This is a genomic window from Streptomyces sp. DH12, from assembly GCF_020873895.1.
In the GTDB taxonomy this organism is placed as follows: domain Bacteria; phylum Actinomycetota; class Actinomycetes; order Streptomycetales; family Streptomycetaceae; genus Streptomyces.
On the sequence record NZ_JAHWGT010000001.1, the window covers coordinates 288,815 to 299,911 of the forward strand.

Genomic DNA, 11,097 nt, shown 5'->3' on the forward strand with positions numbered 1-11,097 from the left:
GCGCCTCAGCCGGCGGACTGCTCGCGCCCGTCGGGGAGCCCGTCGGCCAGGCGGCGGACCTCGGTGGTGACCGTCTCCCAGGAGTGCGGGGGCAGTTCGTGTCCGACTCCGGGCAGGAACACCAGGCGCGCGCCGGGGATCCGTGAGGCGATCGCCTGCCCCGCCGCCGGCTTGATGAGGGGGTCGTCCGCCCCGTGCAGCACCAGCGTGGGCCGGGCGATGGCGTCGATCCTCCGGCCGTGCCACTGGGCGCCGATCTGACGGCTCTGCGCCTGCCGGTCGTGTACGCCGCCGTCGACGTTACGTGTGGCGTCCTCCCGGGCCGCCGCCTCGTCGAAGGGGCGGTGCGGCGAGGCGAGGAGCCGGGAGACGGCGACGCCGGCCGCGATGCTCCCTTCCGGCGAGTCGGGGAACCTCAGGCGCGCGAACTTCGCCAGGGTCCTCAGCCGGACGTACCGCACCGCCCGGAGCCCCGAGGCGTCACCGGGGACGGCGGCCATGGTCGTGAGAGTCCGAACGCGCCCGGGATGCCGCAACGCGACCCGCTGCGCGACGGCGCCACCGAGGGAGACGCCCAGCAGGTGTGCCGACGGCCATCCCAGGGCGTCCATGACCGCGGTGGCGTCGTCCGCCATGTCCTCGGCGGTGTACGCCTCCCCGTGCCCGCGCAAGAGCGCGGAGACGGGGCCGCCGGTGGCGGTGGGCGGCAGGCGGCTGGACTCCCCGCCGTCGCGCTGGTCGTAGCGCGCGACGGCGAAACCGCGCGCCGCCAGCATGCGGCAGAGCCCGTCCGGGAACCAGTGGCGGTTCGCACCCAGACCGATGACCAGCAGGAGCGGATCACCGTCGGACGGCTCTGTCCACTGGTCGTGGGCGAGCCGGACCGTGCCGTTCCGGGCCCAGCGGACGGGACTCCACGGGCCGACCGATGACGAGGACATGAGACCCTCCCATAACTGCGATCAGTGTTCGCGGTTTAGTGTAGGGGACACACCACGAGGACGACCAGGACGAACGGGCGAGGTGGACGACTTGGCGCGGGGACCCGATGCGGCGAGGCAACACGTGACTGTCTGGGCGCGGCCCGAACGCGGCACCCGGGGCCCGGCGGCCGTGCACAGCCGCGCCGACCTGACCGCCGCCGCGATCGAGCTGGCGGACCGCGGCGGCCTGGAGGCGGCGTCCATGCGCCGCGTGGCCCAGGCGCTGGGCACCGGCCAGGCGTCGCTCTACCGCTACGTCTCCGGCCGCGAGGACCTCCTCGACCTGATGGCGGACGCGGTGACGGGAGAGGTCGACCTCGACGTCCCGCTGGTCGGTGACCCGGTCGAGGACCTGCTCGCCCTCGCCTCCCGCACCAAGGCGGTCCACCTGCGGCACCCCTGGCTGGCGGACGTCCCACCGGAACCGCTCCGGCTGGGCCCCAGGGGCCTGGACTACCTGGAATACGCGCTGCGGGCGATGGCACCCACGCCCCTGTCCGGACGGGCCGGACTCGAGGTCGTCGCCCTGCTGAACGCCCTGGTCGCCCAGTTCGCGCGGACGGAACACCCGCTGAGCCGCACGGGAGCGGACCGCCAGGCGGCGCAGGCCGCCTACCTGGAGGAAGCCGTGTCCCGAGGCGGGCATCCCCACCTCGCGGCGGCCTTGGCCGACCCCGTCACGGCCGACCCGGCACCGGCCCCCCAGGAGCTGTTCGAACGGACGATGCGCCGGGTGCTCACCGGGCTCGTCGCGGGCTGACGCGCCCGGCCGGGCGGCGCATTCGCTTCCCGTCCGCCCCGCCCCGGGAGAACGCGCCGGTGATACTGGGCGACATGACCGACATCGAAGGGCCGGAGGACGGGCGGCTGGAACGCGCCATCCTGGAACTGCTGGATCGGCGCGGGCCCGCGGCGACGATCTGCCCCTCGGACGCCGCCCGGGCCGCGTACGCGGGGGACGACGACGGCTGGCGCGCGCTCATGGAACCGGTCCGCCGCGCGGCCCGACGACTGGCCGCGGCGGGAGAGGTGGAGATCACCCAGGGGGGCCGACCGGTCGAGCCGGCCGAGGCCCGCGGCCCGATCCGGATCCGCCGCGCCCGCTGAACCCCCGGTCGTGGCACGGCCGGCACGGACGGCCCCTCAAGGACGGCCCCCGTCCGGTCGTCGCCGCCGGGGCTGCCGCGCCTCGCCGTTCGTGGCCGTCGGGGCCCGCGCGGCGGTCGTCGCCGTCACCCGGGCTGCCGTCACGGGGACGTGTCGGGGCCGGTGTCGGTGAGAGTGGCCCACCGGCGCGCGAGACGGCGGCACGCCTGGACGAGTTGCCGCGGGCGCGGATCGGTCAACTCGGTGTCGAAGGTGGCGAGCAGTCCCGCGACACCGGCCCAGGACCAGGCACCGAGAGTGAGCCGGCAGTGCCCCTCGTCGAGGTGTTCGACCACCGAGCCGCCCGGTGCCCAGCGGGCGACGACCTCGGCCGGCAGGGCTAGGCGGGCGCTGCCGGTGCAGCGCCAGGCGGCGGGCGTGTCACCGCGGTCGTGACTGCTCATGACGTAGTGGGCGAGGTCGCCGCCGGGGAGCTCGCGCGGGCTGAAGCCCTGTGTCGTCGCGCGGGGGTGGAGCCGGTCGACGCGCAGCACCCGCCACTGCCGGTCGTCCGGGTCGTAGCCGACCAGGTACCACCGGCCGGCCCAGACGACCAGGTGCTGCGGCTCCACCCGGCGGGCGGGCCTAAAGTCGTCGTCGCCCGGCGCGCTGCGCGAACCGTCCGGGCGCAGCGTCTCGGCGAGGAGTACCCGGCGGTGGCGCACCGCGGCCCCCACGGTGGTGAGCGCCGCCGCGTCGATGGGAGGCGCCAGGAACTCCCAGTGGTTGCGCAGCCGGGTCAGACGGACGGACTCCATGGGTGCCCGCAGCCCGGCGGGCACGGCCTGCTCCAGGGTGACCAGCGCCCGCGCCGCGTCGTCCCCCAGCCCCAACACCGTGGTGGGCGCGGTCTGGAGGGCCACCGCCACCGCGAGGGCCTGGTCGTGGTCGAACACCAGCGGGGGGAGGGTGTGCCGCGCACCGAGCCGGTACCCGCCGTCGGGCCCGTGGACGGTGTGCACCGGGTAGCCGAGCTGACGCAGGGTCTCGACGTCCCGGCGGACCGTGCGCTCACTCACCTCCAGCGCGGCGGCGAGTTCACGCAGCGCCCACCGGCGGCGCGAGCCGAGCATGGACAACAACCGCAGGGCCCGCCGTGATGTGTTCGCCACCGCCCCATCGTGGCACCGGTACCGGCCGCCCCGTGTCCACCACCGGTGCCACCGTGAGGCCCATGAGGACGAACAGCGCTGGTGAAGGGCGTACGGGCATGCGTGTGGTCGTGGTCGGCGGCGGGATCGGGGGGCTCGCGCTGGGGGCGGGACTGCGCCGCCGCGGGTTCGAGGTGTCGGTGTTCGACCGCGACACCGATGTGGCGGCGACGGGCGGCTACCACATCACCCTGGACGGGCGGGCCCGGTCGGCGCTGCGGGAGCTGGTGCCGCCGGACTTCGAGCGGAGGCTGCTGGCATCGGCCTCGGCGCTGCGGCTGCGCGACCGCGACGCGCTGTGGGACCGCCGCGGCCGGCTGCTCGGCCACGGGCCGGACCTCGGCGGCAGCGCCGGCGTGGACGTCGACCGGGTCACTCTGCGCGTCCTGCTGGCCGAGGCCGTCGGCGGGGACCTGCACCTGGGACGGCCCGTGTCCGGTGTCGAGCGGGGTCCCGACGGCACGCCGCGCGTGCTGTTCGCCGACGCCGCACCGGTGGCGGCGGATCTGGTGGTGGGCGCGGACGGTGCCCACTCCGTGGTCGCCCGGCATCTCGCCGGAGGCCCGACCAACAGGCCGGCGGGCCTCATCGGCTTCTCCGGCCGCACCCTCGTCGAGGACCTGAGCCCCGGGGAGCGCCGGCGGCTGGGGCCGCGCTCCGGGCTGGTGGTCGGCCCCCGAGGCGCGGCGCTGTACATCGGCTTCCTCGACCCGGTCGGCAAGCCCGCCCTCGACGCCCCCGAACTGCGGATGTCCGTCACCACGGGACCCACCTACATATGGGGCGCGATGTTCCCCGAGTCCACCGCCACGGACGCCCTGCGCCCCTTGCGCGAGGGCGCGTTGGGGGCGGCGCTGCTGAGCCGGTTCCGGGAGCGGGGCTGGGCCGGTCGGACGCTCGAAGTGATCGCCCGCGCCGACCCGCACAGCGTGGCCGCCTACCGCTTCAACGCCGCCTCGACCCGCGCGAGCGACCTCGCGCCCTGGCCCGCGGGCACGATCACCGCGCTCGGCGACGCCGTCCACGCGACACCCCCCACCGCCGGCATGGGAGCCGGCGCCGCCATCCGCGACGCCGCCGACCTGGTCGCGCACCTGAGCGACGCCGCCGCGGGCGCCACCACGCTCACCGCGGCCGTCGCCCGGTTCGAGGCGGGCATGCGCCGGCGCGGCGGCGAAGCCCTCACCCTGGCGATGCGGACGGTCCGCTTGATCCTGGCCACCGACACCGCTCTCGGCGCCGCCGCCACCGCCCTGACCACCCCGCTCCTCGCCGCTGCGACCCGGCTGCGGCACTGAACGGCCGACGCCGACCGGGCGTCCCGGGCACGCCGACGTACGGCCTGCCCGGGACGCGGCGCGCGCACGGGCCTTCCACCGCGTGACGGTGGCACGGGGACACGGTCCGCTCGACGCGGTTCTCCGGCAGGCAGGACGACCCCTGCCGCGCCGACGAGGAACAGCCCGGCGGCGCGCGAACAGGCCGCACCGCTCCTCCCCACCACTCCACAACGGCGAGGCACCGGCTCGGCGTCGACCTCCACCGGCCGGTCCCGAACAGCCGGCTCCCTCGCCTGCTCCGTCCCGCCCCCGAGGGACGCGGGCCTGCCGCGCGCTGTGCCCTTTCGGCTGACGCCCCTCCCCGTACGGGGGCCTCGGGCGGCCACGAGTCCACCCGGGGAGGCTGACGATCTGTCACCTTTGATGCCGTCCCGCCCGCGTCCCCTGCGCCACGAAAGGACCACTCCGTGGAATCCGGTCACGTCAGCCGCCGCGCTTTCCTGCAGACCTCCGCCGCCGGGTTGGCGGTCTCCGCCGTCCCCGTCACCGCCCACGCGGCGGATACCGGTGGCCACTCCGACGAGGCACGCCTCCTGCGCTATCGGGAGATCACCGGCGGGTCGGTCACCGGCTCCGCCCACGGCGACGTACTGATCGCCGAGGCCCAGGGCGTCCTCTGGCGCGTCCCCCGCGGAGGCGGCGCCGCCACGCAGCTGACGGCCTGGGACCTTGAGGCCACCCGCCCCGCACTGTCACCCACCGGCGGCGCGGTGGCCCTCTCCGCGTACCGCGGTGGCGCCTTCCACCTGTGGACCATGCGCACCGACGGCACCGACCTGCGGCAGCTCACCACCGGCCCGTGGGACGACCGCGGCGCCGCCTGGTCACCCGACGGCACCCGCCTCGCCTTCTCCTCCGAACGCGGCGGCGACCCGGTGGCCGGCGGCTCCTTCGGCCTGCACGTCCTCGACGTGGACGGCGCCCGGCCCACCCGGGTGACCGGCGGCGCCTTCGAGGACTACGACCCGGCCTGGTGGCCCGACGGGCAGTCACTGGTGTGCGTACGGGCCGCGCACACCCCGGGCGGCGGCACGGACGGCGGCCGAACCCTGGTCCGCGTGCCGGCGACGAGCGGCCGGGCCGCCCGCACCGTACGCACCGTGACCTCCGGCCGGTTGCTGTGCCCGTCCGTCTCTCCCGGCGGCCGGGTCGCCTACCTGCACCTGACCGGCACCGGGGACTCGCCCTCCTTCCCGGCCGCGCAGGCCCTGCTGATGGTCGACGGCCGGGTGGTGGCCGCCGACGAGGACCTGGCCGCCGCCCCGCCGTGCTGGCTGGGGGAGGACCGGCTCCTGTACGTGGCCGACGGCCGCATCCGCATCCGCACGCTCACCCCGGCGCCGTCCGTGCGTGAGGTGGCGTTCGACGCGCGGATGTCCGTGCCCGCTCCCCGCCGACGCCCCGCACGGCGGAACCAGGACGCGGCAGAACCCGCCCCGGTGCGCGGCATCCACCTGCCCGCGCTCTCCCCGGACGGACGCGACGTGGCGTTCGCGGCGCTGAACGCCCTGTGGCGGATGCCCGTCGACGGCACGCCCCGCCGGCTCGTCCAGGCCGCCCCCGGCCACCAGGTGCAGATGCCCGCCTGGGCGCCGGACGGACGCAGCCTGCTGTACTGCACCGACCGGGACGGACTGACGGCCGTACGGCGCCTGCACCTGCACAGCGGACGCGACGAGGCCGTCACGGACGGCGGCCGGCTGCACCCGGCGCTGTCCCCGGACGGCTCCGTCCTCGCCTGCCAGGACGTCACCGGCAACCTCCTGCTGCGCGACCTCGCCACCGGAACCGAACGCGTACTGGTCCGCCCGCTCGCCACCGACGGGCCGCCCGGCGCACCCACCTGGTCACCCGACGGCCGGTACATCGCCTTCTGCGACCGCAACCGCCTCAACCACCGCTTCCGCGAGGGCTACCACCTCATCCGTGTCGTCGACACCCGCACCGGCGCCGACCGCCGCCACCTGCCCGCGCCGCACCAGTCGCTCTCCGACCGGGCGGCCGCGGGCCCCGTGTGGTCACCCGACGGCCGCCACCTGGCGCTGGTCGCCGAGTCGGCCCTGTGGCTCCTCCCCGTCACCCCCGACGGCACCCCGACGGGCCCCGCCCGCCGGCTCACCGACGAACCCGCCGACCACCCCAGCTGGGCCCGCGACACCGACCTCCTGCTCTACCTCTCCAACGGCCGCCTGCGACTGCTGTCCCTCGACGGCGGCCCGACGGGAGGCCGCACCCGCACCCTGCACGTCCCGCTGACCGTACGGCGCCGCTCGCCCCGGCCGGAACGGCTGCGCGTCCACGCGGGCCGGCTGTGGGACGCCACCGGCGCCCGGCCCCGCCGCGACATCGACATCCTGATCGAGGGCGGGCGCATCACCGCAGTCGAACCGCACCGGACCCGCCGCGCGGGCCACCGCACGATCGACGCCTCACGCCGAACCGTCATCCCCGGACTGATCGACGGCCACACCCACCCGTACACCGCCACCTACGGAGCCCGGCAGAACCTCACCACCCTCGCCTACGGCATCACCACCACCGCCTGCCTCGGCGCTCCGCTGTACGAGGCCGTCCGGTTGCGCGAGTCGCTCGCCTCCGGGCACAGCACCGGCCCGCGCCTGCTGGCGTCGGCGGAGCTGATCGACGGCTCCCGCACCGCGTACAGCAAGGGCCGCGCCCACCGCACCCGCGCCGGCCTGGAGCGCACCCTCAGCCGAGCCACCGCGCTGGACGTCGACTTCGTCAAGACCTACGTACGGGCGCCGGGCGACTTCATGGCCCGTGCCGCCGATGCCGCACACCGGCTCGGCGTGCCCTGCGGCAGCCATCTGTGCGCACCGGGCCGAGCCGCCGGCCAGGATCTGACCACCCACCTCCAGGCCACCCAGCGCCTGCCGTACGGGCATGCCACCACGCCCCTCGGCCACGTCCGCCAGGACCTCGTCGAACAGTACGCCGACGGCACCTACGCCCTGATCATCACCCCCTTCACCGCGCAGTACCTCCTCGCCGGGGACCCCGCCCTGGCCGACGACCCCCGCGTGCGGGCCCTGATGCCGCCGTGGGACGTCGCCGCGGTCCGCGAACGCGCCGCCACCCCGGCCACCGACCGCCAACTGCGGGACCTGGCGACCGAGATGGCCGACTACCGCCTGCTCGCCGCGAACGGCGCCCGACTCGTCCTGGGCACCGACGCGCCGCTCGTCCCCGCCGGCCTCTCGCTGCACCTGGCCCTGCGCGCCCTGCGCAGCCACGGTTTCACCGCCGAGCAGGCCCTGCACAGCGCCACCACCGCCCCGGCCCGGCTGTTCGGCCTGCAGGAGGACCTCGGCACCGTCGAACCGGGCAAGATCGCCGACCTCACCGTCATCGACGGTGACCCGTTCACCGACTTCACCACGCTGGTCGACACCACCCTGGTGCTGCTCGGCGGCGCTCCCCATGACCCCGTCGCCCTCACGCGCGCGCACGCCCCGACACCCCACGAGGCCCCCTCGGGCACCACCTGGCTCGACGTCGCCGGGACCCTGCGGAGCGGAGCCTGCTGCCACCCCGGCGACTGACCCCCAAGGCCCGGGCCCCCGGCCCCCGGCCGGCCCCGGCCACGCCGCCCGCCCGCGCCCGCGCCCGTCGAGCCGGCGCGGTCGGGGGGGCCACGGGGCGGTCCGGCGCCCGTGGAACGGCGGGGTTCGCGGGGCGCGTCACAGCATGAGCAGGAGCTGCGTGTTCGGCACGAGCTTCCGGTTCACGCTGGTGCTCTGCACGAATATCGTGAAGTCGTCGTTGTGGTCGGGCTTGATGCGGACTTCCACGTCCGGCAGACCGAGCAGGGAACGGGCCTCGGGCCCCGTGTACACCCGGTCGGTCTTCTTCTCCAGCACCGCGATCTGCTTGCGCGCCTGGACGTTCTCCGCCTTGCTCAACTGGTAGAACGCACCACCGGTGCGGTAGGTGTGGCCCGATTCGACGACCCAGTCGCGAATGGCGGCGGCGCGGGCCACCGGGATCAGGTGGTACTTCGACGGATCGGCCGGGACGAGACCGGCGGCCTTGATGGTGTCGGTGTTGACGGCGTCAGCGCCCGTGGAGAAAACCGCCCGCGATCCTCGAATTCCCTGGGTGCGGCCCACCATGAACTTCTCCGTGGCCTGCTGGATGACCTGCCCGGCCTCTTCGAGTCCCTGGGTGCTCGTGGCGTCCCAAATGGCGATGTTGTCCTTGGGGAAGCCGCACTGCATGGCCTCGCGCTTGCCCATCTGGTCCGGCACCAGGACGGCCAGCGTCCAGTTGACCTTCTGGTTCTCGATCATCTCGGCCACCGACGTCACCAGTTCGCCCGGATTCCTGCTGGGCGCGTCCGGGCTGCGGTGACTGGCGTTCTCCTGCCCGTCGGTGAGTACGAAGGTCAGGAAGCTGTGGTCGCCGTACAGTTGGGCCGTCTGCGCCAGTTCACGCTGCGACTTCAGTGCCGCCGCCAGCAGAGCCGTCATTCCGCCGACCCGGTACAGCTGCTTCAGCGACGGCATCCGCAACACGTCCTTGTCGTAGATGACGCACTGCACCTTGTCGGCGAAGACGTACACCGTGACGCGGGTTTCCTGGTCCAATTCCCGCGACCGGCGTGCGAGATAGGCGATCTGCTGGTCCGCGACCTCGACGACCTTGCGACTCAGGTGGGACATGGACGAACTGGCGTCCAACACGAGAGCGACGTGATTGATGTAGTTCTGGGCTCCGGACATGAAAAGCTCCCCCACTTCCGGCTCTTTCCGACTGGATGCTCCTACCGTCTCACCCACCACTGACAATCGACCTCGGCTCCCGGAGCCGACGAGGATGCCGTACGGCGGGAGTCGCGGCCGGCACCCGGCACAAGCCCGGACACGCTCGGCGCAGGGGCGCAGGGGCGCAGGGGCGCAGGGGCGCAGGCGCGCAGGCGCGCGAGGACGCGGCCGGAGTGTCCCGGCCGGTCCTTCGGGGCCCGAGTCCCTTACCCCGCCGAGGCCGGCTCGCGGAGGACGACGACGTACCGGTCGTCGTAGGGGTCCTTCCCGTCCTCGGGCACCAGCAGCACCGCCAGCGCGGACGGTTCGCCGGTGAAGCGGATGTCGACGGACGCGTCCTTCTCACCCATGCCGAAGTCCGCCTCGGCGGGGCGCTGGGCGGCATCGCCCCAGCGGCTCACCCACCGCTTCGCGTCGTCCTTCGTCGCGCCCTCCTCCGCGAGCCCGACCAGGCCGTCGGCATCGCGGGCCTTGAGCCGGGCCAGCATCCGCTCCGTGACGGAGAGGGTGCCCGGCGAGGGCCGCCCCGTGACGGTGAGATCCAGCTCGTTGACCCCGTTCCTGACGCGCTCGGGCGTCTTGTCGGTCACGAAGACGCCGCAGCCGCCCAGCGCGAGCACCAGCGTCCCGCACAGCCACACCGACCGGCTCGCCCGCCTCGATCGCTTCCTCCCGGCCCCGTGACGCCGCCACCCCTCAGGCGCTCGATGGTGGTTCCCGGCCGTCACGCCGGCAGCCGCTCCCGGTACCGCTCCAGGGCGGGCGCCGTCTTCGTCGCGATGAACTCCGTGATCCGGTATTCGCACACCCCGGCCGCCGTGAAGGGGTCCGCCGCCGCGATCCGCTCGGCTCCCGCCCGGTCGACGCCCACCGCGAGGATCACGCCGCCGTCACGCGGGACCTTCCGGCCGGAGGCGACCACGACGCCCTCCTCGTACAGGGTGCCCAGCCAAGCCACGTGCGCTTCGAGGTGTTCCTCGACGCGCTCGATGGGGGCTGTGTAGGTCAACTCCATGACAAACATGATCAGCAGACTAGCCGGAGTGCCCGGGCCGGCTTCGACCGGACCGCTTCCCGGTCCGCCCGCCACGTCGACGTCGCCGGTGCGGCTGGGCGCCGGGTCACTATCCTTTTGGCATGCCTTCTTCGACATCGCCCGCTGACGGCGTCTCTTCCGGTAGTCCCGCCCACACCGCACCGGCCCGTCGGTTCCCTCCCGCCGTGGCCGTGGCCCTCGTCGCGGGGCTCATCCTGGGCGCGGTCGGGGTGGGCGCCGCCTGGGCGCTCCGCGGTGACGACGGGTCCACCGCCGGCGGCGCGGCCGGTGACGCCCGGCACGCCTGCGACGCGCTGGAGGGCTTCGACGAGTCGGAGGTCCTCACCCGGGGAGCCAAGGGAGAGGTCGCCGTCAACCGTCTCGCCGCCGCCGTGGCGCTGTCCACCGCTGCGGCTGCCGGCGACGGCGAGTTCAAGCCGCTGTCCGAGGCCTTGCGTCGCGTGCGGGACCAGCACGCCCGCTTCGCCGACTTCTCCGAGCCCGAGGTGCAGAAGGACCTGAAGGCCGCCCGGTCCCTGTGCGCCGACCTGTGACCGGCGGACCACCGGGCAACCCGCTTCCCCGCCCCCGCCCTGCGTTCCCCCGGTCGCCCCGGCGGAGTGGAAGGCCGGACTCGGGCTGCTGATCGGGCTCGGG

Annotated in this window: 10 protein-coding genes; 5 read left to right on the top strand and 5 right to left on the bottom strand. The window is 74.8% G+C overall.

The window, feature by feature from the left end; all coding sequences use genetic code 11:
• Positions 1–5 precede the first annotated feature (5 nt).
• Positions 6–941: an alpha/beta fold hydrolase gene (locus LPA54_RS01320; RefSeq protein ID WP_228973171.1), complete on the bottom strand. Its 936-nt coding sequence runs from the start codon at positions 939–941 to the stop codon at positions 6–8.
• Between the two features lie 124 nt (positions 942–1,065).
• Between LPA54_RS01320 and LPA54_RS01325 the strand changes: the two genes are divergently transcribed.
• Positions 1,066–1,743: a TetR/AcrR family transcriptional regulator gene (locus LPA54_RS01325; RefSeq protein WP_228973172.1), complete on the top strand. Its 678-nt coding sequence runs from the start codon at positions 1,066–1,068 to the stop codon at positions 1,741–1,743.
• Positions 1,744–1,817: 74 nt separating this feature from the next.
• Positions 1,818–2,090, top strand: a complete 273-nt coding sequence (locus LPA54_RS01330) for a DUF3253 domain-containing protein (RefSeq protein ID WP_228973173.1) — start codon at positions 1,818–1,820, stop codon at positions 2,088–2,090.
• 140 nt (positions 2,091–2,230) lie between these two features.
• Here LPA54_RS01330 and LPA54_RS01335 read toward each other — a convergent pair whose 3' ends face one another.
• Complete coding sequence (locus LPA54_RS01335) at positions 2,231–3,241, bottom strand: YafY family protein (protein WP_228973174.1); 1,011 nt, start codon at positions 3,239–3,241, stop codon at positions 2,231–2,233.
• A gap of 62 nt (positions 3,242–3,303) precedes the next feature.
• Between LPA54_RS01335 and LPA54_RS01340 the strand changes: the two genes are divergently transcribed.
• Together LPA54_RS01340 and LPA54_RS01345 are read left to right on the top strand one after the other, a co-directional pair.
• Entirely contained in the window at positions 3,304–4,578 is a 1,275-nt protein-coding gene (locus tag LPA54_RS01340) for an FAD-dependent monooxygenase (protein ID WP_228973175.1), read from the top strand.
• A 449-nt stretch (positions 4,579–5,027) separates the two neighbouring features.
• On the top strand, positions 5,028–8,183 hold the full coding sequence (locus LPA54_RS01345; RefSeq protein ID WP_228973176.1) for an amidohydrolase family protein: 3,156 nt from the start codon (positions 5,028–5,030) through the stop codon (positions 8,181–8,183).
• A gap of 138 nt (positions 8,184–8,321) precedes the next feature.
• Here the strand turns inward: LPA54_RS01345 and LPA54_RS01350 are convergent, their stop codons facing one another.
• The 3 genes from LPA54_RS01350 to LPA54_RS01360 all read right to left on the bottom strand — a co-directional run bounded on the left by LPA54_RS01350 (position 8,322) and on the right by LPA54_RS01360 (position 10,428).
• Positions 8,322–9,362, bottom strand: a complete 1,041-nt coding sequence (locus LPA54_RS01350) for a vWA domain-containing protein (protein WP_228973177.1) — start codon at positions 9,360–9,362, stop codon at positions 8,322–8,324.
• 248 nt (positions 9,363–9,610) lie between these two features.
• Positions 9,611–10,045, bottom strand: coding sequence for a hypothetical protein (locus LPA54_RS01355; protein ID WP_228973178.1), 435 nt, complete (start codon positions 10,043–10,045; stop codon positions 9,611–9,613).
• 83 nt (positions 10,046–10,128) lie between these two features.
• Positions 10,129–10,428, bottom strand: a complete 300-nt coding sequence (locus LPA54_RS01360; protein ID WP_228973179.1) for a YciI family protein — start codon at positions 10,426–10,428, stop codon at positions 10,129–10,131.
• Positions 10,429–10,625: 197 nt separating this feature from the next.
• Here LPA54_RS01360 and LPA54_RS01365 point away from each other — a divergent pair, with 197 nt between their 5' ends.
• Complete coding sequence (locus tag LPA54_RS01365; protein ID WP_228973180.1) at positions 10,626–10,994, top strand: hypothetical protein; 369 nt, start codon at positions 10,626–10,628, stop codon at positions 10,992–10,994.
• Positions 10,995–11,097 lie beyond the last annotated feature (103 nt).

Excerpts from the sequence above, each read along its gene's own strand:
- LPA54_RS01320 (WP_228973171.1), bottom strand. The coding sequence starts at position 941 with ATGTCCTCGTCATCGGTCGGCCCGTGGAGTCCCGTCCGCTGGGCCCGG.
- LPA54_RS01330 (WP_228973173.1), top strand. The coding sequence starts at position 1,818 with ATGACCGACATCGAAGGGCCGGAGGACGGGCGGCTGGAACGCGCCATC.
- LPA54_RS01340 (WP_228973175.1), top strand. The coding sequence starts at position 3,304 with ATGAGGACGAACAGCGCTGGTGAAGGGCGTACGGGCATGCGTGTGGTC.
- LPA54_RS01350 (WP_228973177.1), bottom strand. The coding sequence starts at position 9,362 with ATGTCCGGAGCCCAGAACTACATCAATCACGTCGCTCTCGTGTTGGAC.
- LPA54_RS01360 (WP_228973179.1), bottom strand. The coding sequence starts at position 10,428 with ATGTTTGTCATGGAGTTGACCTACACAGCCCCCATCGAGCGCGTCGAG.